The sequence below is a fragment of the Bradyrhizobium sp. CCBAU 51627 genome, from assembly GCF_028128765.1.
GTDB lineage: Bacteria > Pseudomonadota > Alphaproteobacteria > Rhizobiales > Xanthobacteraceae > Bradyrhizobium.
In genome coordinates this window covers 104,049-122,923 of record NZ_LBJG01000027.1, presented here as the reverse complement: position 1 = coordinate 122,923, position 18,875 = coordinate 104,049, and the positions used below count along the sequence as shown (strand labels likewise).

Sequence of the window (18,875 nt, the reverse complement as noted above, 5' to 3'; positions counted from 1 at the left end):
GGCAATGAACGGCCAAAACATTCGTATCCGTCTCAAGGCGTTCGACCATCGTATCCTCGATACGTCGACCCGCGAGATCGTGAACACGGCGAAGCGCACCGGTGCGCAGGTCCGCGGACCCATTCCGCTGCCCACCCGCATCGAGAAGTTCACCGTCAACCGTTCGCCCCACGTCGACAAGAAGAGCCGCGAACAGTTCGAGATGCGCACTCACAAGCGTCTGCTCGACATCGTCGATCCGACCCCGCAGACCGTCGATGCTTTGATGAAGCTCGACCTGGCCGCCGGTGTCGACGTCGAGATCAAGCTCTAAGATTTTTGGATCACGTTCGCACCTAGCGGACAGAAAGAACAGGAAGCACGCCGATGCGCTCCGGAGTGATCGCACAAAAGGTCGGGATGACGCGGGTCTTTACAGAGGCCGGCGAACATATCCCCGTGACCGTGCTGAAGCTCGGCAATTGCCAGGTCGTAGGCCACCGCACTGAAGAGAAGAACGGTTATGTCGCGCTCCAGCTTGGTTCTGGCAGCCGCAAGACCGTGTACATGCCCAAGGCGGAGCGCGGCCAGTTCGCGGTCGCCAAGGTCGAACCGAAGCGGCAGGTCGAGGAATTCCGCGTCTCCGCGGATGCCATGATCCCCGTCGGCGCCGAGATCCTCGCCGATCACTTCGTGGTCGGCCAGTTCGTCGACGTCACCGGCACCTCGGTCGGTAAGGGCTTCGCCGGCGGCATGAAGCGCTGGAACTTCGGCGGTCTGCGCGCCACGCACGGTGTGTCGATCTCGCACCGTTCGATCGGTTCGACCGGTGGTCGTCAGGACCCCGGCAAGACCTGGAAGAACAAGAAGATGCCCGGCCACATGGGTGTCGATCGCATCACCACGCTCAACCTTCGCGTCGTCCAGACCGATGTCGAGCGCGGCCTGATCCTCGTCGAAGGCGCCGTTCCCGGCTCCAAGGGCGGCTGGATTCGCGTGCGCGACGCCGTCAAGAAGCCGCTGCCGAAGGAAGCTCCGAAGCCCGGCAAGTTCAAGGTTGCGGGCGGCGAAGCCGAGGCTGCGGCCCAGCAAGGGGGTGCGTGAGATGGAACTGAAGGTCACCACCCTCGAGGGTAAGGAAGCCGGCTCGGTCCAGCTGTCCGACGCCATTTTCGGTCTCGAGCCGCGCCAGGACATCATTGCACGTTGCGTGCAGTGGCAGCTCAACAAACGCCAGGCCGGTACCCACAAGGCCAAGGGCCGCGCCGAGATCTGGCGCACCGGCAAGAAGATGTACAAGCAGAAGGGCACCGGCGGTGCTCGTCACGGCTCGGCCCGCGTGCCGCAGTTCCGCGGCGGCGGTCGCGCCTTCGGTCCGGTGGTGCGTTCGCATGCCACCGACCTGCCGAAGAAGGTCCGCGCGCTCGCTCTCAAGCACGCTCTCTCGGCCAAGGCCAAGGACGGCGATCTGCTCGTGATCGAGAAGGCGGCGCTGGAAGCCGCCAAGACCAAGGCGCTGCTTGGTCACTTCTCGGGTCTCGGCCTGACGAATGCGCTGATCATTGACGGCGCCGAGCTCAACAACGGCTTTGCCGCTGCGGCCCGTAACATCCCGAACATGGACGTGCTGCCGATCCAGGGTATCAACGTCTATGACATCCTGCGCCGTCAGAAGCTCGTTCTGACCAAGGCCGCCATCGATGCGCTGGAGGCGCGCTTCAAATGACGAAGAACATCGAGGCTCGGCATTACGACGTGATTGTCGCTCCGGTCGTCACCGAAAAGGCGACGCTGGCGTCCGAGCACAACAAGGTCCTGTTCAAGGTGGCCGCCAAGGCGACCAAGCCGCAGATCAAGGAAGCGATCGAGAAGCTCTTCGACGTCAAGGTCAAGAGCGTCAACACGCTGGTCCGCAAGGGCAAGGTCAAGGTTTTCCGCGGCAATCTCGGTTCGCAGTCGAACACCAAGCGCGCGATCGTGACCCTCGAAGAGGGTCACCGGATCGACGTCACCACCGGTCTGTAAGGTCGTACGACGATGGCACTGAAGACATTCAATCCCACGACGCCCGGCCAGCGCCAGCTGGTCATGGTCGATCGTTCGGCCCTCTACAAGGGCAAGCCGGTCAAGGCGCTCACCGAAGGCAAGAAGTCCTCGGGCGGCCGCAACAACACCGGCAGGATCACCGTTCGCTTCCGCGGCGGCGGTCATAAGCAGACGCTGCGCACCGTCGACTTCAAGCGCGAGAAGATCGACGTTCCCGCGACCGTCGAGCGGCTGGAATACGATCCGAACCGCACCGGCTTCATCGCCCTGATCAAGTATCAGGACGGCGAGCAGGCCTACATCCTGGCGCCGCAGCGCCTGGCCGTGGGTGACACCATCGTCGCCGGCAACTACGTCGACGTGAAGCCGGGCAACGTCATGCCGCTCGGCAACATGCCGGTCGGCACGATCATCCACAACATCGAGGTCAAGATCGGGAAGGGCGGCCAGCTCGCCCGTTCCGCCGGCACCTACGCCCAGCTCGTCGGTCGCGACCAGGACTACGTGATCATCCGCCTGAACTCGGGTGAGCAGCGCCTGGTGCACGGCCGTTGCCGCGGCACGATCGGTGCGGTGTCGAACCCGGACCACATGAACACCTCGATCGGCAAGGCCGGTCGCAAGCGTTGGATGGGCCGTCGCCCGCACAACCGCGGTGTTGCCATGAACCCGATCGACCATCCGCACGGCGGTGGTGAAGGTCGCACCTCGGGCGGTCGCCACCCGGTCACCCCGTGGGGCAAGCCGACCAAGGGCAAGAAGACCCGCACCAACAAGTCGACCAACAAATTCATTCTCCTAAGCCGCCACAAGCGGAAGAAGTAAGGAACGACGGACATGGTTCGTTCAGTCTGGAAAGGCCCGTTCGTCGAGGGTTCTCTGCTCAAGAAGGCAGATGCCGCGCGCGCGTCCGGCCGTCACGACGTCATCAAGATCTGGAGCCGTCGCTCGACGATCCTGCCGCAGTTCGTCGGCCTGACCTTCGGCGTCTACAACGGTCAGAAGCACGTGCCGGTGGCCGTCAACGAGGAAATGGTCGGTCACAAGTTCGGCGAGTTCTCGCCGACCCGGACCTTCCATGGCCACTCCGGCGACAAGAAAGCCAAGAAGGCTTGAGGATCAAACGATGAGCAAACCTAAGCGCGAACGGAGCCTCGCCGAGAACGAGGCCAAGGCGGTCGCCCGGATGCTGCGGGTGAGCCCGCAGAAGCTCAACCTGGTCGCCCAGCTCATTCGCGGCCGGAAGGCTTCTGCTGCGCTCGCCGACCTGCAGTTTTCGCGCAAGCGGATCGCGGTCGACGTGAAGAAGTGCCTGGAATCGGCTATCGCCAACGCCGAAAACAACCACGACCTCGACGTCGACGATCTCGTCGTGGCGCAGGCCTTCGTCGGCAACGGCCTGGTGATGAAGCGCTTTGCCGCTCGCGGCCGTGGTCGTTCGGGCCGTGTCTACAAACCATTTTCGCAGCTGACGATCATCGTTCGTCAGGTCGAAGCCGAAGCAGCGGCTTAAGGGACGCAGGAGAACACGATGGGTCAAAAGATCAATCCGATCGGTCTGCGCCTCGGCATCAACCGGACCTGGGATTCCCGCTGGTTCGCCGGCAAGCAGGAATACGGCAAGCTTCTGCACGAGGACGTCAAGATCCGTGAGATCCTGCACAAGGAGCTCAAGCAGGCGGCCGTCGCCCGCATCGTGATCGAGCGTCCGCACAAGAAGTGCCGCGTCACCATTCACTCGGCCCGTCCGGGCGTGGTGATCGGCAAGAAGGGCGCCGACATCGACAAGCTTCGCAAGAAGGTCGCGGACATCACCTCGTCCGACGTCGTCATCAACATCGTCGAGATCCGCAAGCCGGAGCTCGATGCGACGCTGGTGGCGGAGTCGATCGCGCAGCAGCTCGAGCGCCGCGTGGCGTTCCGCCGCGCCATGAAGCGCGCCGTCCAGTCGGCGATGCGTCTCGGCGCGGAGGGCATCCGCATCAACTGCTCGGGTCGTCTGGGCGGTGCGGAAATCGCGCGCATGGAGTGGTACCGCGAAGGTCGCGTGCCGCTGCACACGCTGCGCGCCGACATCGACTACGGCGTTGCGACCGCGTTCACGACCTTCGGCACCTGCGGCGTCAAGGTCTGGATCTTCAAGGGCGAGATCCTCGAGCACGATCCGATGGCCCAGGACAAGAGAATGGCCGAAGGCGAGACGGGTGGTAGCAGCGATCGTGGTGGCCGTCAGCGCCGCGACACGGCTGCAGCCTGAGCCAGCACAGGAATTTGAGGGCTTAAAGCCATGATGCAACCTAAGAAAACGAAGTTCCGGAAGGCGCATAAGGGCCGCATCCACGGCGTCGCGTCTTCGGGCGCGACGTTGGCGTTCGGCCAGTTCGGCCTGAAGGCGACCGAGCCTGAGCGCGTCACCGCGCGCCAGATCGAAGCCGCCCGCCGCGCGCTGACCCGCCACATGAAGCGTGCCGGCCGCGTCTGGATCCGCGTGTTCCCCGACGTTCCAGTGTCGAAGAAGCCGGCCGAAGTCCGCATGGGCTCCGGCAAGGGTTCGCCGGAATTGTGGGTCGCCCGCGTCAAGCCGGGCCGGGTGCTGTTCGAGATCGACGGCGTCAACACCCAGACGGCGCGTGAAGCGCTGACCCTGGCGGCCGCCAAGCTGCCGATCAAGACGCGCTTCGTCGAGCGCATTGCGGAGTAATGGCCATGGCCCAGATGAAGATCGAAGACATCCGCGCGATGAGCCCCGACCAGCAGGATGATGCCGTCCTGAACCTGAAGAAGGAGCGCTTCAACCTGCGCTTCCAGCGTGCGACCGGTCAGCTCGAGAACACCTCGCGCCTGCGCGAGGCTCGCCGCGACATCGCCCGGATCAAGACTGTCGCTGCGCAGCAGCGCGCGAAGAAGAAGTAAGGGGCTAACGGATATGCCGAAACGTACTTTGCAAGGCGTGGTCGTCAGCGACAAGACTGCCAAGACCGTCGTGGTGCGCGTCGATCGCCGCTTCACGCATCCGATCTACAAGAAGACGATCCGCCGTTCGAAGAATTACCACGCGCACGACGAGAACAACGAGTTCAAGCCGGGCGACATGGTCTGGATCGAAGAGACCAAGCCGATTTCGAAGTTGAAGTGCTGGATCGTGATCCGGGGCGAACACAAGAAAAGCGCCTGATCTGTTGGTCTCGGCCGTTCATTTGGCCGACTGACTTCAGGGAAATGTTGAGCGCCGGCTAGGCTGGCGCAAAGAGAAAGAGGACGAGGTGCATCAATGATTCAGATGCAGACCAACCTCGACGTGGCCGACAATTCTGGCGCACGCCGTGTCATGTGTATCAAGGTGCTCGGAGGCTCCAAGCGCCGCTACGCCACGATCGGCGACATCATTGTCGTCTCGATCAAGGAAGCCATTCCGCGTGGCAAGGTGAAGAAGGGCGACGTGATGAAGGCCGTCGTGGTGCGTGTCCGCAAGGATATCCGCCGTGCCGACGGTTCGGTCATCCGCTTCGACCGCAACGCCGCCGTTCTGATCAACAACCAGTCCGAGCCGGTCGGCACCCGTATCTTCGGGCCCGTTCCGCGCGAGCTGCGCGCGAAGAACCACATGAAGATCATCTCGCTCGCGCCGGAGGTGCTGTGATGGCTGCGAAGATCCGCAAGGGCGACAAGGTCGTCGTGCTGACCGGCCGCGACAAGGGCCGTACCGGCGAAGTGTTCGAAGTCCGCCCCGACGCCGGCACGGCGCTGGTGCGCGGCATCAACATGGTCAAGCGTCACCAGAAGCAGACGCAGGCCCAGGAGGGCGGCATCATCTCGAAAGAGGCGCCGATCCAACTGTCCAACATCGCGTATGTCGGCAAGGACGGAAAGCCGACCCGCATCGGATTCAAGATTCTGGCGGACGGCAAGAAGGTTCGCATCGCCAAGAGCTCGGGAGCTGAGATCGATGGCTGAGGCCGCTTACACCCCGCGCCTGCGCGCGGAATACGACGCGAAGATCCGCACGGCGATGACCGAGAAGTTCGGTTATCAGAACGTGATGCAGGTTCCGCGCCTGGACAAGGTCGTGCTGAACATGGGCGTCGGCGATTCCGTCAACGACCGCAAGAAGGCCGAGACCGCAGCTGCCGAGCTCACTCAGATCGCCGGCCAGAAGGCGATCGTGACCTATTCGCGTATCGCGATCGCGACCTTCAAGCTGCGTGAGAACCAGCCGATCGGCTGCAAGGTCACGCTGCGCAAGGCCCGCATGTACGAGTTCATCGATCGCCTGGTCAACGTCGCGCTGCCGCGCGTCCGCGACTTCCGCGGCCTGAACCCGAAGAGCTTTGACGGCCGCGGCAACTACTCGCTCGGCATCAAGGAGCACATCATTTTCCCCGAGATCGACTTCGACAAGGTCACGGAAGCCCGCGGTATGGACATCACCGTCTGCACCACGGCCAAGACCGACGAAGAGGCGAGGGCCTTGTTGACCGCTTTCAATTTCCCGTTCCGGCAGTGAGACGCTGACCTAAAGCCTCTCAAACGCGGATACCCAGGAGCCAAGCATGGCAAAGAAGAGTTCAGTCGAGAAGAACAACCGGCGCAAGCGGATGGTGAAGAACGCCGCCCCGAAGCGCGAGCGGTTGAAGGCGATCATCGCCGACAAGACGCTGCCGATGGAGGAGCGGTTCGCCGCCACCCTGAAGCTTGCGGAGATGCCGCGCAATTCGTCGGCGACCCGCATCCGCATGCGTTGCGAGCTGTCGGGCCGTCCGCGCTCGAACTACCGCAAGAACAAGCTGTCCCGTATCGCACTGCGCGACCTTGGCTCCAGGGGCATGGTCCCGGGCCTCGTGAAGTCGAGCTGGTAAGGAGGGTCGTTTAGATGTCTACGCACGATCCAATCAGCGATCTGATCACCCGCATCCGCAACGCGCAGATGCGTTCCAAGAGCAAGGTCTCCACGCCGGGCTCGAAGATGCGCGAGAACGTCCTCGAAGTGCTCAAGAGCGAGGGCTACATCCGCGGTTACGCGACGCTCGAGCATTCCTCGGGCCGCAGCGAGATCGAGATCGAGCTGAAGTATTTCGACGGCGAGCCCGTCATCCGCGAGATCGAACGTGTCTCCAAGCCCGGGCGTCGTGTTTACGCCTCGGTGAAGAACCTGCCGCGGGTCAATAACGGACTCGGCATTTCGGTGTTGTCGACGCCGAAGGGGATCATGGCCGACCACAGTGCGCGCGAAGCGAACGTGGGCGGCGAAGTCCTCTTCACGGTGTTCTGAGAAGGATTTTTGATCCATGTCACGTGTTGGCAAAAAGCCTGTGGCGGTGCCGTCCGGTGTGACCGCGACCGTTGACGGGCAGACCGTCAAGATGAAGGGGCCGAAGGGCCAGCTTCAGTTCGTCGTCCATGACGACGTCGAGGTGAAGCTCGAGAGCGGCCAGATCAAGGTCAAGCCGCGGGCCGAGACCAACCGCGCGCGGGCGCTGTACGGCACCGCTCGCGCCCAGGTCGCGAATCTGGTCGAAGGCGTCACCAAGGGCTTCGAGAAGAAGCTCGAAATCACCGGCGTCGGTTACCGCGCCGCGATGCAGGGCAAGAACCTGCAACTCGCGCTCGGTTACAGCCACGACGTGATCTACCCGATCCCGGAAGGGATCACGATCACCGTGCCGAAGCCCACCGAGATCACGGTCACCGGCAGCGACGTCCAGCGCGTCGGCCAGGTTGCCGCCGAGATCCGCGCCTACCGTCCGCCGGAGCCCTACAAGGGCAAGGGCGTGAAGTATGTGGGCGAATTCATCTTCCGCAAGGAAGGCAAGAAGAAGTAACGGAGCCGGTCATGTCCAAAGCCAAGGTTACGAATGCCCGGCGCAAGCGGAGTGTGCGGCTGAAGCTGCGCCGCTCCGGTGGTGGTCGCCCGCGTCTGTCGGTGTTCCGCTCGTCCAAGCACATCTATGCCCAGGTCATCGACGACCTGAAGGGGGAGACGCTGGCTTCCGCCTCGTCGCTCGAGAAGGTGATGCGCGACGGCGGCAAGACCGGCGCCGACATCGATGCGGCGAAGGCGGTCGGCAAGCTGCTGGCCGAGCGTGCCGCCGAGAAGGGCGTCAAGGAAGTCGTGTTCGATCGCGGCGGCTACCTCTACCACGGGCGCGTCAAGGCTCTCGCCGACGCAGCACGTGAGAGCGGGCTGAGCTTCTAACAGAATTTGAGGATTGAGGCGTAAGCCTCTGAAGGATTGGAAAAACCATGGCAGCTGAACGCGAACAACGTGGTGGACGCGATCAACGCGGCGGCGGACGTGAACGCAAGGAGCGCGAGGAGCGCGACAGCGAGTTCGTCGACAAGCTCGTCCACATCAATCGCGTGGCCAAGGTCGTCAAGGGCGGCAAGCGCTTCGGTTTCGCAGCGCTGGTCGTGATCGGCGATCAGAAGGGCCGCGCCGGCTTCGGTCACGGCAAGGCGCGCGAAGTGCCTGAGGCGATCCGCAAGGCCACCGAGTCCGCCAAGCGCAACCTGACCCGCGTATCGCTGCGCGAGGGCCGCACCCTGCACCACGACATCGCCGGCCGTCACGGCGCGGGCCGTGTCTACCTGCGTGCAGCTCCCGCCGGTACCGGCATCATCGCCGGTGGTCCGATGCGCGCCGTGTTCGAGACGCTCGGCGTCCAGGACGTGGTGGCGAAGTCGATCGGCTCGTCGAACCCATACAACATGGTTCGCGCGACCTTCGATGCGCTCAAGCATCAGGACAGCCCGCGTTCGGTCGCGGCGCGCCGCAACATCAAGGTGTCCACCCTCCAGGGTCGTCGCGTCGGCGGCGATGCCGAGGCGGCGGCGGACTAACCAACGCTTTTCGGAGTAGATCACGATGGCCAAGGACGCCGCTAAGTCCGCAAAGACGATCAAGCTCGAGCAGACCGGCAGCGCGATCCGCCGCCACCACTCGCAGCGTTCGACGCTGATCGGGCTCAAGCTCAACAAGATCGGCCGCACCAGCGAACTGCCGGACACCCCGGCCGTGCGCGGCATGATCGAGAAGGTTCACCATCTCGTCCGCATCGTCGACGAGAAGTAAAATTGCGCGCATGATCCAGATCATGCGCAAAACACAAGGAGCAGGGCGATGAAGCTCAGCGATATCGCCGACAACGCCGGCTCGCGCAAGAAGCGTATGCGCGTCGGCCGCGGCATCGGTTCGGGCAAGGGCAAGCAGTCCGGTCGCGGCGGCAAGGGCCAGACCGCGCGTTCGGGCGTGCGCATCAAGGGTTTCGAAGGCGGCCAGATGCCGATGCATCGCCGCCTGCCCAAGCGCGGCTTCAACAACATCTTCCGCGTCGAGTACGCCGAGATCAATCTCGACCGTCTCCAGGACGCCGTCGATGCCAAGAAGCTCGATACCGGCAGCGTCGTGAACGTCGAGGCCCTGGTGAAGGCCGGCGTGCTGCGCCGCGCCAAGGCCGGCCTGCGGCTGCTCGGCCGCGGGGAACTCAAGGCCAAGCTGAACATCGAAGTGCACGGCGCCACCAAGTCCGCGATCGAAGCGGTCGAGAAGGCCGGTGGTTCGGTGAAGATCCTCGCCCCTGCCAAGGAAGAAGGCGAGGCGGCGTAACAACTGCGTCATTGGCCCGCGCCTTGCGGGCCTTGGCGTATGCGGGACGATGGACTTATCGAAGCCGAAGCCCCAGATAGTGTCCGGCGTCCGCTAGAATAGCCCGGCCGCGGGTATGACGGCGCAAAAGGCGGCGGGAGAAAGTCCAATATGGCCTCTGCAGCGGAACAACTGGCAGCCAATCTCAATTTCGGCGCGTTCGCCAAGGCCGACGAACTGAAGAAGCGCATCTGGTTCACACTGGGTGCGCTGCTCGTTTACCGGCTCGGAACCTACATCCCGCTGCCCGGCATCGATCCCAACATCTGGGAGCAGGTGTTCAGGTCGCAGGCGGGCGGCATCCTCGGCATGTTCAACATGTTCGCCGGCGGCGGCATCCACCGCATGGCGATCTTCGCGCTGAACATCATGCCGTACATCTCGGCCTCGATCATCATCCAGCTCCTCACCACCGTCTCGCCGCAGCTCGAGGCGCTGAAGAAGGAAGGTGAGGCGGGCCGCAAGACGCTGAACCAGTACACCCGCTATCTTACGGTGATCCTGGCCGCGTTCCAGTCCTACGGCATCGCGGTCGGCCTTGAAGGCGCCGGCAACGTCGTCAGCGATCCCGGCATGTTCTTCCGTCTCTCCACCGCGATCACGCTGACCGGCGGCACCATGTTCCTGATGTGGCTGGGCGAGCAGATCACCTCGCGCGGCATCGGCAACGGTATCTCGCTGATCATTCTCTCCGGCATCGTCGCCGAGCTGCCCGCAGCACTTGCCAACATGCTCGAGCTCGGCCGTCAGGGCGCGATGTCGACAGGCCTGATCCTGGTCGTGATCGTAATGGCGGTCGCCGTGATCGCCTTCATCGTGTTCATGGAGCGCGCCCAGCGCCGGCTGCTGATCCAGTATCCGAAGCGCCAGGTCGGCAACAAGATGTTCGAGGGCCAGTCCTCGCATCTGCCGCTCAAGCTCAATACGTCAGGCGTGATCCCGCCGATCTTCGCGTCCTCGCTCTTGCTGCTGCCGACCACGGTCGCGAACTTCAACGCGGGCAAGGGACCGGAATGGTTCCAGTGGATCACGACCCAGCTCGGCCACGGCCGTCCGCTGTTCCTGATCCTCTATCTGGCGCTGATCGTGTTCTTCGCCTTCTTCTACACCGCGATCGTGTTCAACCCGACCGAGACCGCGGACAATCTGAAGAAGCATGGCGGCTTCATCCCGGGCATTCGTCCCGGCGAGCGCACCGCCGAATACATCGACTACGTGCTGTCGCGCATCACCGTGCTAGGCGCGATCTATCTCGCGATCGTCTGCTTGATCCCGGAGATCCTGATCTCCTACGCTTCGGTGCCGTTCTACTTCGGCGGCACCTCGCTGCTGATCGTGGTCAGTGTCACCATGGACACGGTGGCGCAGGTGCAGGGCTATCTGCTGGCGCATCAGTATGAAGGCCTGATCCGGAAGTCGAAGCTGCGGGGCCGCCGCCGCTAGAGCATGATACGGAAAAGTGCGCAGCGGTTTTCCGAAAAGATCATGCTCAAACAACAACCTAAAGCGCGATGACGATTCATCCTAATGGCATCGCGCTTTAGCGCCGCGGCGTCCTCTCGAGGCGGCGCACCAGCGCCGCCGATTCGCCGCGCGAGCAACGCGCTGCGCCTGCGGAAAGCGATCGACAACCGTTCGGTCCTACCGGCAGAGCTGCTTTCCCTGCAGCGCAATCACTGATTTCAAAGCTCTTCTTGGCGACCGGGCATTTGCTCCCCTATGATATGGGTAGCGGTGCAGCGCTGATTATGATTTGCACTGCTGCTGACTTTCAAACACAGGTGCGCGACGTATCGCTCACCAATCCGGGGGGCGTACGCCGATGAGAATTATACTTCTGGGACCGCCAGGATCGGGCAAGGGGACCCAGGCGCAGCTGCTGGTGCAGCGTTATGGCATCGTCCAGCTCTCGACCGGCGAGATGTTGCGTGCAGCCGTCGCGGCGGGAACGCCGGTCGGGCTGAAGGCCAAGGAGATCATGGCCAGCGGCGGTCTCGTCCCTGACGATGTCGTGGTCGGAATCATCTCCGACCGGATCGAACAGCCGGACGCCAAGCACGGCTTCATCCTGGATGGCTTCCCTCGTACCGTGCCGCAGGCCGAGGCGCTGGACGAACTGCTGAAGCACAAGCACATGAAGCTCGATGCCGTGATAGAGCTCCGCGTCAACGAGAGCGCGCTACTGAGTCGCGTGGAGACCCGTGTCGCCCAAATGCGGGAGCGCGGCGAGGAGGTCCGGCTCGACGATACCCCGGAGGTCCTGACCAAGCGGCTTGCCAGCTACCGCAGCCAGACGGAACCGCTGATTCACTATTATTCCGAGCGTCGGAAGCTCTCGACTATCGACGGCATGATGGCCATCGACGAGGTCACCCGTGCCATCCATCGCCAGCTCCTGGCGCTGGGCGCGGTTGAGCCCAAGACCCATGGCAAGACCCATGGCAAGACCCATGGCAAGACCCATGCCCGCAGCGCGGCCAAGGCGGCTCCCGCCAAGAAGGCGGCCAAAAAGGCCAAGGCAGCCAAAAAGTCGGCAAAAGCGGCCAAAAAGGCTCCAAAACCGGCGAAGTCAGCCAAAAAGGCTGTGAACGGTGCCAAAAAGGCAGCCAAGGCTGCCAAGAAAGCCGCTAAGAAAGCCGTGAAGAAGGTGGCTAAAAAGACCGCTAAGAAGGCTGTCAAGAAAGGTGCCAAAAAGACCGCAAAAAAGGTCACGAAAAAGCGAGCCAAGCGCTAGCGGCGGTTGACGAAAGCCCCTGGAATCCCCTAATAAGCCCCGCATCCAAGTCGGATAGTTTCAAACGATGCCGGGCCCCAGGAAGACCAGGGGTGGGCGTCGTGTTCGCGTTTGTGAACACCTGCCCGAGAAACATAAGCACTTAAAGCCCGATTCCTGACGAGGGATCGGCAACAGGAGAGAAGGCCGTGGCCCGTATTGCCGGCGTGAACATTCCGACCAACAAGCGCGTGCTGATCGCGCTCCAGTACATCCATGGCATCGGCCAGAAGATCGCTGGTGAGATCCTCGAGAAGGTGAAGATCCCCGAGGATCGTCGCGTCAATCAGCTCAGCGACGCTGAAGTGCTCCAGATCCGCGAAGTCATCGACCGCGACTATCTCGTCGAGGGCGATCTGCGTCGTGAAGTCGGTATCAACATCAAGCGTCTGATGGACCTCGGCTGCTATCGCGGCCTGCGTCATCGTCGCGGTCTGCCGGTGCGCGGCCAGCGCACCCACACCAATGCGCGTACGCGCAAGGGCCCGGCCAAGGCCATCGCCGGCAAGAAGAAGTAAGTTTTCGAATTCTATCGCGGCGTGTGGCGCTACGGGTGACCCGTTCGCCACGCGCTTTTCGTTCCACAGGTGTAGCCGCTGGCATTACGGCGGCGTTTGAGATCTTCAGGAAAGGGACTCAATGGGCAAGGAAGCCACCCGCGTTCGTCGTCGTGAGCGCAAGAACATCGCCTCCGGCGTCGCGCATGTGAACTCGTCGTTCAACAACACGACCATCACCATCACCGATGCGCAGGGCAACACGATTGCCTGGTCCTCCGCCGGCACGATGGGCTTCAAGGGCTCGCGCAAGTCGACCCCTTACGCCGCACAGGTCGCTGCCGAAGACGTCTCCAAGAAGGCGCAGGAGCACGGCATGCGCACGCTGGAAGTCGAAGTTGCCGGTCCCGGTTCGGGCCGCGAGTCGGCGCTGCGCGCTTTGCAGGCCGCGGGCTTCACCGTCACCTCGATCCGCGACGTGACGACGATCCCGCACAACGGTTGCCGTCCGCGCAAGCGTCGGCGCGTCTGATACGAAGTTGCGGGCGCTGTGGTGCCCGCGATGCTTTTTTAAGAAGCCGCGGGTTTGATCTGCGGCCTTTCTCCAACGCCAGTATTTGAATTTTCAAATCGACTGGCCTGTATGGGTGAAACAGTGACGATCCAGAAAAATTGGCAAGAACTGATTCGGCCGAACAAGCTCCAGGTCACGCCCGGCAGTGACCCCGCGCGCTTCGCGACCATCGTTGCCGAGCCGCTCGAGCGCGGTTTCGGCCAGACGCTCGGCAACGCGCTGCGCCGCATCCTGCTCTCCTCGCTCCAGGGCGCGGCGGTGCAGTCGGTGCACATCGACGGCGTGCTGCACGAGTTCTCCTCGATCGCGGGCGTCCGTGAGGACGTCACCGACATCGTGCTGAACATCAAGGACATCTCGATCAAGATGCAGGGCGAAGGCCCCAAGCGCATGGTCGTGAAGAAGTCCGGCCCGGGCGTCGTCACCGCCGGCGACATCCAGACCGTCGGCGATGTCACCGTGCTGAACCCGGACCTGCAGATCTGCACGCTCGACGAGGGCGCCGAGATCCGCATGGAGTTCACGGTCTCGACCGGCAAGGGCTACGTGCCTGCCGAGCGCAACCGTCCCGAGGACGCGCCGATCGGCCTGATCCCGGTCGACAGCCTGTACTCGCCGGTCCGCAAGGTCTCCTACAAGGTCGAGAACACCCGCGAGGGCCAGATCCTCGACTACGACAAGCTGACCATGACGATCGAGACCAACGGCGCGATCTCGCCGGATGATTCGGTGGCTTACGCCGCCCGCATCCTGCAGGATCAGCTCAACGTGTTCGTCAACTTCGAAGAGCCGCGCAAGGAAGTCGCCCAGGAGATCATCCCGGACCTCGCCTTCAACCCGGCCTTCCTCAAGAAGGTGGACGAGCTCGAGCTGTCGGTGCGTTCGGCCAACTGCTTGAAGAACGACAACATCGTCTACATCGGCGACCTCGTGCAGAAGAGCGAAGCGGAAATGCTCCGCACTCCGAACTTCGGCCGCAAGTCGCTGAACGAGATCAAGGAAGTGCTGGCCCAGATGGGTCTGCACCTCGGCATGGAAGTGCCGGGCTGGCCGCCGGAGAACATCGACGAGCTCGCCAAGCGCTTCGAAGATCACTACTGATCCGACTTCACCGTGACGGCCGGCGTCCCCGGCCGTCATTTTTATGGGCGAACGCAGGCAGCCCACCTGAGCAACATGTCCGACGAACCGTCGCGGCAGTTTTAAGTAAGGACTACACACATGCGTCACGGCAAGGTTCATCGGAAGCTCAACCGCACGGCCGAGCACCGCCGCGCGATGTTCGCCAACATGGCGGCCGCGCTGATCAAGCACGAGCAGATCGTCACCACGCTGCCCAAGGCCAAGGAGCTTCGCCCGATCGTCGAGAAGCTCGTTACCCTCGGCAAGAAGGGCGGCCTGTCCATGCGTCGCCAGGCCATCTCCGAGATGCGCGACAAGGACCAGGTCAAGAAGCTGTTCGACGTGCTGGCGCCCCGCTACAAGGACCGTCAGGGCGGCTACACCCGCATCATCAAGGCGGGCTTCCGCTACGGCGACAACGCCGCGATGGCCGTGATCGAGTTCGTCGATCGCGACGTCGATGCCAAGGGCCAGGACTCCGGTCCCGTGCAGGCGAAGGAAGCCGAGGCGGCGTAAGCCTGAAGGCATAGAGTTTGGAAAAGCGGCGCCCTCGAGCGCCGCTTTTTTGTTGGCCGTTCTCGAAGCTTTGGTCCGGCTTGAGATTGTTCGGGGCTTCGAACAGGCAACGAGCAGAATCCTCTCACGCATCGGTGAGAGACGATTGCAGCTGCTTTCGCCGCGCACGATATCTCCGTCAGCATCAAGGAGATATTGCATGCACATCGACCTTTCCGGCAAGACCGCGCTCGTGACCGGCTCGACCGCCGGCATCGGCCACGCCATCGCCAAGGGCCTCGCTGGATCCGGCGCCAGCGTGGTGATCAACGGGCGCGGCCAGGACAAGGTCGATGCGGCCGTACGCAAGCTGGAGGGAGTCGGGGCCAAGGTGCGCGGCATCGCCGCTGATGTCTCGACCGCTTCGGGCTGCAAGGCGCTGGTGGCGGCGTTGCCCGAGGTCGATATCCTCATCAACAACGCCGGCATTTTCGAGCCGAAGGATTTCTTCGCGATTCCGGACGAAGACTGGAGCCGCTTCTTCGAGGTCAACGTCATGAGCGGTGTGCGGCTGTCGCGCGCCTACATGAAGAGCATGCTCAAGCGCAACTGGGGCCGCATCGTCTTCATCTCCTCGGAGTCCGGCCTCAACATTCCCGTCGAGATGGTCCACTACGGTATGAGCAAGACGGCCCAGCTTGCGGTCGCGCGCGGCCTCGCGCAGCTCACCAAGGGTACCGGCGTCACCGTGAACTCGGTGCTTCCTGGCCCGACCATGTCCGAGGGCGTCGAAACCTTCGTGAAGGATCTCGCCAGGCAGAACGGGCAGTCGGTCGACGAGGCCGCGGCCAACTTCGTCAAGCAGCACCGCCCGAGCTCGCTGATCCAACGTTTTGCCAGCGTCGACGAGATCGCGAACATGGTCGTCTACGTGGCCTCGAAGGAAGCCTCCGCAACCAATGGCGCGGCGTTGCGCGCGGAAGGCGGCATCGTCAACACGATTGCCTAGGAGCGATGCATGACGGCTTATGTGATTTCCGAAGTCGAGATGCGCGATCCCGAGGGATTTGAAGCCTATCGCACCCTTGCCGCAAAGACGGTCGCACAGTACGGCGGGCGTTACCTCGTGCGCGGCGGCAAGGCCGAACTGGCGGAAGGCAACCTCCCGCCGAAGGCTGTCGTGGTCGTCGAATTCCCGTCCATGGTGCGGTTGAAGGAATGGTATGCCTCGCCGGAATATGCCGAGGCGCTCAAGCTGCGGCAGACGGCGCTGCAGCGGCGGCTGCTGTTTGTCGAGGGGGCGGCCCCCATCTAGCTGATCTGCCGGTTTGCCCCTTCTTTTCCGAGCGCAACCGGCTACAACAGGGGCTCCATGCTCTGGCCCCTCTCGACCCGACACAAACGTCTGTTCAGGCTGACATCCGCGCGATGGCAGCGGCGGACGATTTTCGTGCTCGGTGGCATTGGGGTCGGCGCCGCTGCGGTGGCGCTGGCGCAGCTCGCCGATCTCGCGCAGTATGCCTTTGCGCTCCTGCTGACCAGGTCGCGTTACGCCGTGCTGGCGGTGACGCCGCTCGGCTTCATGCTGTCAGCCTATCTGACCATCCGCCTGTTCCCGAATGCGCAGGGCAGCGGAATCCCACAGGCAATCGCGGCCCGGCATCTGACCGATCAGGCGGCACGCGCGAGTCTGGTCTCGATTCGGATCGCGGTCGGCAAGATATTCCTCACTCTGTTCGGCCTGCTGTGCGGCGGCTCGGTCGGGCGGGAAGGACCGACCGTCCAGATCGGCGCCTCCATCATGTTTGCACTCGGCCGTGTCTCGCCGCGCCGCCAGCCCGGGTTGATCCTGGCTGGGGCCGCCGCGGGCGTCGCCGCGGCTTTCAACACGCCGCTTGCGGGAATCGTCTTCGGCATCGAGGAGATGAGCCGGGCGTTCGAGACCCGCACGTCGAGCCTCATCATTGCTGCTGTCATTGCCGCCGGCCTGACCTCGCTCGCACTGGCCGGAAATTACGCCTATTTCGGCAGTAGCGCGATGTCGCTGGCGCGTGGCGCCGATTGGCTTGCTGTTCCGCTTTGCGGCGTGGCGGGGGGGCTTGCGGGCGGCCTGTTCAGCCGCGTCGTTATCGCCATGGCGCGCGGTTTCGACAACCCGCTCGGCAGGGCGATCAAGGCACATCCGCTCTGGTTCGCATTTGCCTGCGGCCTCGCCGTCGCCATCTGTGGCCTGGTGTCCGGCGACACGATCTACGGCACAGGTTATGCGCAGGTGAGGACCGCGCTCGACCACAGCTCGCCATTGCCCCAGGATTTCGGAATCCTCAAACTTCTGGCGACGACCTTTGCCGCGATCAGCGGTGTCCCGGGCGGCATATTCTCGCCATCACTCGCCGTCGGTGCCGGCATCGGCAGCAACATCGCATCTTTCTTCCACGACGCGCCGCTCGGCGCGATCATGCTGCTCGGCATGGTCTCCTATTTCGCGGGCGTGGTGCAGGCGCCGATCACGGCTTTCGTGATCGTGACCGAGATGACCGACAATCACGGCATGGTCGTGCCGTTGATGGCGGCCGCGCTGATCGCCCACGCGACCTCGCGGATGATCTGCGAGGAGGGCATCTATCATGCCCTCGCCAAAGGCTATATCGAGCGGGCGACGCGCCCGAAGGAAGAGGAATCGTAGGACGGGCAAAGCCCATCCTACGGTGTCTTCCGCTACCATCCCTCCAGCACGATCTTGCCGCGCGACTTGCCGCTCTCGAGCAGCGCGTGCGCGCGCTTGAGGTTGGCTGCGTTGATCGTGCCAAAGGTCTGGTCGAGCGTGGTGCGCAGCACGCCCTTGTCGATGAGATCGGCGACGTCATTGAGCAGGTGATGTTGCGCGATCATGTCCGATGTCTGGAACGAGGAGCGCGTGAACATCGATTCCCAGTGCACCGAGATCGCCTTGCCCTTGAACGTGCTCATGGTGAACTCCGGGGGATCGTCGATCAGGCCGAAGCGGCCCTGCGGCGCCATGAATTCAGCAATGCTCTTGTAGTGCTGATCGGTGAAGGTGAGGCTCGCCACCAGCGCGACCGGCGGCAGCTTGAGCTTTTCGATCTGCTCCTTCATCGGCTTGCCGTGGTCGATCACCGCATGCGCGCCGAGATCGAGGCACCATTTTTGCGACTCCGGTCGCGTCGCGGTCGCGACCACAGTGAGCCCGGTGAGGCGACGGGCAAGCTGGATCAGGATCGAGCCGACGCCGCCGGCGCCGCCGGTGATCAGGAGCGTGCGCGGATCGATGCTCTTGCCGGGAATTGCGCCGAGCCGGTCGAACAGCAATTCCCAGGCGGTGATGGAGGTGAGGGGCAGGGCGGCGGCCTGTGCGAACGAGAGCGACTTCGGCTTGTTGCCGACGATGCGCTCGTCGACCAGGTGGAATTCGGCATTGGTGCCCTGGCGCAGGATCGAGCCTGCGTAAAATACCTCGTTGCCCGGCTTGAACAGCGTGACCTCGGGACCGACGGCATCGACCACGCCGGCGGCGTCATAGCCGAGAATCTTGGTCTCGCCCTCGGGCGGGGCGGCGCGCTTGCGCACCTTGTAATCGACCGGATTGGCCGAGATGGCCTTCACGACGACGCGAATGTCGCGTCCCTGCGGCTCGGGCTTGGCGGTTTCGAAATCGATCAGCGCGTCCTGATCCTCGATCGGAAGCGATTTCTTGTAGCCGACGGCCTTCATGGCTTGTCTCCATCA

At 63.3% G+C, this 18,875-nt stretch carries 31 protein-coding genes; 30 read left to right on the top strand and 1 reads right to left on the bottom strand.

Annotated elements, in window-relative coordinates:
* Positions 1-4 precede the first annotated feature (4 nt).
* The 30 genes from rpsJ (at position 5) to XH88_RS23940 (ending at position 17,814) form a co-directional block, all read left to right on the top strand.
* Positions 5-313: a 30S ribosomal protein S10 gene (rpsJ, locus tag XH88_RS24085; protein ID WP_002712302.1), complete on the top strand. Its 309-nt coding sequence runs from the start codon at positions 5-7 to the stop codon at positions 311-313.
* A gap of 53 nt (positions 314-366) precedes the next feature.
* Positions 367-1,083, top strand: a complete 717-nt coding sequence (rplC, locus tag XH88_RS24080) for a 50S ribosomal protein L3 (protein ID WP_271670752.1) — start codon at positions 367-369, stop codon at positions 1,081-1,083.
* Position 1,084: 1 nt separating this feature from the next.
* Complete coding sequence (gene rplD / locus XH88_RS24075) at positions 1,085-1,705, top strand: 50S ribosomal protein L4 (protein ID WP_057745497.1); 621 nt, start codon at positions 1,085-1,087, stop codon at positions 1,703-1,705.
* The gene (locus XH88_RS24070) at positions 1,702-2,004 is read left to right on the top strand and encodes a 50S ribosomal protein L23 (protein WP_092294145.1); all 303 of its coding nucleotides are present in this window, start codon (positions 1,702-1,704) and stop codon (positions 2,002-2,004) included. The genes rplD and XH88_RS24070 overlap by 4 nt, the downstream gene beginning before the upstream one ends.
* 12 nt (positions 2,005-2,016) lie before the next feature.
* Positions 2,017-2,850, top strand: coding sequence for a 50S ribosomal protein L2 (gene rplB, locus XH88_RS24065; protein WP_092294147.1), 834 nt, complete (start codon positions 2,017-2,019; stop codon positions 2,848-2,850).
* A 12-nt stretch (positions 2,851-2,862) separates the two neighbouring features.
* Positions 2,863-3,141, top strand: a complete 279-nt coding sequence (rpsS, locus tag XH88_RS24060) for a 30S ribosomal protein S19 (RefSeq protein WP_008136357.1) — start codon at positions 2,863-2,865, stop codon at positions 3,139-3,141.
* A gap of 10 nt (positions 3,142-3,151) precedes the next feature.
* Positions 3,152-3,538 carry a 50S ribosomal protein L22 gene (gene rplV / locus XH88_RS24055; protein WP_024342451.1) on the top strand — a complete coding sequence of 129 codons (387 nt, stop codon included), beginning with the start codon at positions 3,152-3,154 and terminating at the stop codon, positions 3,536-3,538.
* An 18-nt stretch (positions 3,539-3,556) separates the two neighbouring features.
* The gene (rpsC, locus tag XH88_RS24050) at positions 3,557-4,282 is read left to right on the top strand and encodes a 30S ribosomal protein S3 (RefSeq protein ID WP_092294149.1); all 726 of its coding nucleotides are present in this window, start codon (positions 3,557-3,559) and stop codon (positions 4,280-4,282) included.
* A gap of 30 nt (positions 4,283-4,312) precedes the next feature.
* Entirely contained in the window at positions 4,313-4,726 is a 414-nt protein-coding gene (gene rplP / locus XH88_RS24045) for a 50S ribosomal protein L16 (protein ID WP_008136349.1), read from the top strand.
* A gap of 5 nt (positions 4,727-4,731) precedes the next feature.
* A complete protein-coding gene (gene rpmC / locus XH88_RS24040) occupies positions 4,732-4,938 on the top strand; it encodes a 50S ribosomal protein L29 (protein WP_027520957.1) in 207 nt (68 codons plus the stop codon).
* Positions 4,939-4,951: 13 nt separating this feature from the next.
* Positions 4,952-5,200, top strand: coding sequence for a 30S ribosomal protein S17 (gene rpsQ / locus XH88_RS24035; protein ID WP_057745481.1), 249 nt, complete (start codon positions 4,952-4,954; stop codon positions 5,198-5,200).
* A 96-nt stretch (positions 5,201-5,296) separates the two neighbouring features.
* Positions 5,297-5,665 carry a 50S ribosomal protein L14 gene (rplN, locus tag XH88_RS24030; RefSeq protein WP_007603030.1) on the top strand — a complete coding sequence of 123 codons (369 nt, stop codon included), beginning with the start codon at positions 5,297-5,299 and terminating at the stop codon, positions 5,663-5,665.
* Complete coding sequence (gene rplX, locus XH88_RS24025; RefSeq protein WP_024342453.1) at positions 5,665-5,979, top strand: 50S ribosomal protein L24; 315 nt, start codon at positions 5,665-5,667, stop codon at positions 5,977-5,979. The genes rplN and rplX overlap by 1 nt, the downstream gene beginning before the upstream one ends.
* Entirely contained in the window at positions 5,972-6,529 is a 558-nt protein-coding gene (rplE, locus tag XH88_RS24020; RefSeq protein WP_092294151.1) for a 50S ribosomal protein L5, read from the top strand. Before rplX ends, rplE begins: the two co-directional genes overlap by 8 nt.
* A gap of 46 nt (positions 6,530-6,575) precedes the next feature.
* The gene (gene rpsN / locus XH88_RS24015) at positions 6,576-6,881 is read left to right on the top strand and encodes a 30S ribosomal protein S14 (RefSeq protein WP_271670751.1); all 306 of its coding nucleotides are present in this window, start codon (positions 6,576-6,578) and stop codon (positions 6,879-6,881) included.
* Between the two features lie 14 nt (positions 6,882-6,895).
* On the top strand, positions 6,896-7,294 hold the full coding sequence (rpsH, locus tag XH88_RS24010) for a 30S ribosomal protein S8 (RefSeq protein WP_015685407.1): 399 nt from the start codon (positions 6,896-6,898) through the stop codon (positions 7,292-7,294).
* Between the two features lie 16 nt (positions 7,295-7,310).
* Positions 7,311-7,844 carry a 50S ribosomal protein L6 gene (rplF, locus tag XH88_RS24005; protein WP_271670750.1) on the top strand — a complete coding sequence of 178 codons (534 nt, stop codon included), beginning with the start codon at positions 7,311-7,313 and terminating at the stop codon, positions 7,842-7,844.
* 11 nt (positions 7,845-7,855) lie between these two features.
* Entirely contained in the window at positions 7,856-8,218 is a 363-nt protein-coding gene (gene rplR, locus XH88_RS24000) for a 50S ribosomal protein L18 (RefSeq protein ID WP_209959815.1), read from the top strand.
* Between the two features lie 47 nt (positions 8,219-8,265).
* Positions 8,266-8,862 (top strand): 30S ribosomal protein S5, encoded by a 597-nt coding sequence (rpsE, locus tag XH88_RS23995; protein ID WP_209959817.1) that lies wholly within the window; start codon positions 8,266-8,268, stop codon positions 8,860-8,862.
* Positions 8,863-8,887: 25 nt separating this feature from the next.
* A complete protein-coding gene (rpmD, locus tag XH88_RS23990) occupies positions 8,888-9,094 on the top strand; it encodes a 50S ribosomal protein L30 (protein WP_092294155.1) in 207 nt (68 codons plus the stop codon).
* A gap of 48 nt (positions 9,095-9,142) precedes the next feature.
* Positions 9,143-9,628, top strand: coding sequence for a 50S ribosomal protein L15 (gene rplO, locus XH88_RS23985; protein ID WP_128951226.1), 486 nt, complete (start codon positions 9,143-9,145; stop codon positions 9,626-9,628).
* A gap of 150 nt (positions 9,629-9,778) precedes the next feature.
* Positions 9,779-11,110, top strand: coding sequence for a preprotein translocase subunit SecY (gene secY / locus XH88_RS23980; protein WP_209959820.1), 1,332 nt, complete (start codon positions 9,779-9,781; stop codon positions 11,108-11,110).
* Positions 11,111-11,489: 379 nt separating this feature from the next.
* Positions 11,490-12,401, top strand: coding sequence for an adenylate kinase (locus tag XH88_RS23975; protein WP_271670749.1), 912 nt, complete (start codon positions 11,490-11,492; stop codon positions 12,399-12,401).
* 188 nt (positions 12,402-12,589) lie between these two features.
* A complete protein-coding gene (rpsM, locus tag XH88_RS23970) occupies positions 12,590-12,958 on the top strand; it encodes a 30S ribosomal protein S13 (RefSeq protein ID WP_014494511.1) in 369 nt (122 codons plus the stop codon).
* 121 nt (positions 12,959-13,079) lie between these two features.
* Positions 13,080-13,469, top strand: a complete 390-nt coding sequence (gene rpsK / locus XH88_RS23965; RefSeq protein WP_007603045.1) for a 30S ribosomal protein S11 — start codon at positions 13,080-13,082, stop codon at positions 13,467-13,469.
* 111 nt (positions 13,470-13,580) lie between these two features.
* Positions 13,581-14,612 carry a DNA-directed RNA polymerase subunit alpha gene (locus XH88_RS23960; RefSeq protein WP_271670748.1) on the top strand — a complete coding sequence of 344 codons (1,032 nt, stop codon included), beginning with the start codon at positions 13,581-13,583 and terminating at the stop codon, positions 14,610-14,612.
* A gap of 120 nt (positions 14,613-14,732) precedes the next feature.
* Complete coding sequence (gene rplQ, locus XH88_RS23955) at positions 14,733-15,149, top strand: 50S ribosomal protein L17 (protein WP_057745449.1); 417 nt, start codon at positions 14,733-14,735, stop codon at positions 15,147-15,149.
* Positions 15,150-15,348: 199 nt separating this feature from the next.
* A complete protein-coding gene (locus tag XH88_RS23950) occupies positions 15,349-16,137 on the top strand; it encodes an SDR family NAD(P)-dependent oxidoreductase (RefSeq protein WP_271670747.1) in 789 nt (262 codons plus the stop codon).
* Between the two features lie 9 nt (positions 16,138-16,146).
* A complete protein-coding gene (locus XH88_RS23945; protein WP_271670746.1) occupies positions 16,147-16,443 on the top strand; it encodes a DUF1330 domain-containing protein in 297 nt (98 codons plus the stop codon).
* 57 nt (positions 16,444-16,500) lie between these two features.
* On the top strand, positions 16,501-17,814 hold the full coding sequence (locus XH88_RS23940) for a chloride channel protein (protein WP_271670745.1): 1,314 nt from the start codon (positions 16,501-16,503) through the stop codon (positions 17,812-17,814).
* Positions 17,815-17,846: 32 nt separating this feature from the next.
* Here the strand turns inward: XH88_RS23940 and XH88_RS23935 are convergent, their stop codons facing one another.
* Positions 17,847-18,860: a zinc-binding alcohol dehydrogenase family protein gene (locus XH88_RS23935; protein ID WP_271670744.1), complete on the bottom strand. Its 1,014-nt coding sequence runs from the start codon at positions 18,858-18,860 to the stop codon at positions 17,847-17,849.
* Positions 18,861-18,875: the final 15 nt, after the last annotated feature.

Bases quoted from the DNA above. Each gene is read 5' to 3' on its own strand.
- rpsJ (WP_002712302.1), top strand. From the start codon at position 5: ATGAACGGCCAAAACATTCGTATCCGTCTCAAGGCGTTCGACCATCGT.
- rplC (WP_271670752.1), top strand. From the start codon at position 367: ATGCGCTCCGGAGTGATCGCACAAAAGGTCGGGATGACGCGGGTCTTT.
- rplD (WP_057745497.1), top strand. From the start codon at position 1,085: ATGGAACTGAAGGTCACCACCCTCGAGGGTAAGGAAGCCGGCTCGGTC.
- XH88_RS24070 (WP_092294145.1), top strand. From the start codon at position 1,702: ATGACGAAGAACATCGAGGCTCGGCATTACGACGTGATTGTCGCTCCG.
- rplB (WP_092294147.1), top strand. From the start codon at position 2,017: ATGGCACTGAAGACATTCAATCCCACGACGCCCGGCCAGCGCCAGCTG.
- rpsS (WP_008136357.1), top strand. From the start codon at position 2,863: ATGGTTCGTTCAGTCTGGAAAGGCCCGTTCGTCGAGGGTTCTCTGCTC.
- rplV (WP_024342451.1), top strand. From the start codon at position 3,152: ATGAGCAAACCTAAGCGCGAACGGAGCCTCGCCGAGAACGAGGCCAAG.
- rpsC (WP_092294149.1), top strand. From the start codon at position 3,557: ATGGGTCAAAAGATCAATCCGATCGGTCTGCGCCTCGGCATCAACCGG.
- rplP (WP_008136349.1), top strand. From the start codon at position 4,313: ATGATGCAACCTAAGAAAACGAAGTTCCGGAAGGCGCATAAGGGCCGC.
- rpmC (WP_027520957.1), top strand. From the start codon at position 4,732: ATGGCCCAGATGAAGATCGAAGACATCCGCGCGATGAGCCCCGACCAG.
- rpsQ (WP_057745481.1), top strand. From the start codon at position 4,952: ATGCCGAAACGTACTTTGCAAGGCGTGGTCGTCAGCGACAAGACTGCC.
- rplN (WP_007603030.1), top strand. From the start codon at position 5,297: ATGATTCAGATGCAGACCAACCTCGACGTGGCCGACAATTCTGGCGCA.
- rplX (WP_024342453.1), top strand. From the start codon at position 5,665: ATGGCTGCGAAGATCCGCAAGGGCGACAAGGTCGTCGTGCTGACCGGC.
- rplE (WP_092294151.1), top strand. From the start codon at position 5,972: ATGGCTGAGGCCGCTTACACCCCGCGCCTGCGCGCGGAATACGACGCG.
- rpsN (WP_271670751.1), top strand. From the start codon at position 6,576: ATGGCAAAGAAGAGTTCAGTCGAGAAGAACAACCGGCGCAAGCGGATG.
- rpsH (WP_015685407.1), top strand. From the start codon at position 6,896: ATGTCTACGCACGATCCAATCAGCGATCTGATCACCCGCATCCGCAAC.
- rplF (WP_271670750.1), top strand. From the start codon at position 7,311: ATGTCACGTGTTGGCAAAAAGCCTGTGGCGGTGCCGTCCGGTGTGACC.
- rplR (WP_209959815.1), top strand. From the start codon at position 7,856: ATGTCCAAAGCCAAGGTTACGAATGCCCGGCGCAAGCGGAGTGTGCGG.
- rpsE (WP_209959817.1), top strand. From the start codon at position 8,266: ATGGCAGCTGAACGCGAACAACGTGGTGGACGCGATCAACGCGGCGGC.
- rpmD (WP_092294155.1), top strand. From the start codon at position 8,888: ATGGCCAAGGACGCCGCTAAGTCCGCAAAGACGATCAAGCTCGAGCAG.
- rplO (WP_128951226.1), top strand. From the start codon at position 9,143: ATGAAGCTCAGCGATATCGCCGACAACGCCGGCTCGCGCAAGAAGCGT.
- secY (WP_209959820.1), top strand. From the start codon at position 9,779: ATGGCCTCTGCAGCGGAACAACTGGCAGCCAATCTCAATTTCGGCGCG.
- XH88_RS23975 (WP_271670749.1), top strand. From the start codon at position 11,490: ATGAGAATTATACTTCTGGGACCGCCAGGATCGGGCAAGGGGACCCAG.
- rpsK (WP_007603045.1), top strand. From the start codon at position 13,080: ATGGGCAAGGAAGCCACCCGCGTTCGTCGTCGTGAGCGCAAGAACATC.
- XH88_RS23960 (WP_271670748.1), top strand. From the start codon at position 13,581: ATGGGTGAAACAGTGACGATCCAGAAAAATTGGCAAGAACTGATTCGG.
- rplQ (WP_057745449.1), top strand. From the start codon at position 14,733: ATGCGTCACGGCAAGGTTCATCGGAAGCTCAACCGCACGGCCGAGCAC.
- XH88_RS23950 (WP_271670747.1), top strand. From the start codon at position 15,349: ATGCACATCGACCTTTCCGGCAAGACCGCGCTCGTGACCGGCTCGACC.
- XH88_RS23945 (WP_271670746.1), top strand. From the start codon at position 16,147: ATGACGGCTTATGTGATTTCCGAAGTCGAGATGCGCGATCCCGAGGGA.
- XH88_RS23940 (WP_271670745.1), top strand. From the start codon at position 16,501: ATGCTCTGGCCCCTCTCGACCCGACACAAACGTCTGTTCAGGCTGACA.
- XH88_RS23935 (WP_271670744.1), bottom strand. From the start codon at position 18,860: ATGAAGGCCGTCGGCTACAAGAAATCGCTTCCGATCGAGGATCAGGAC.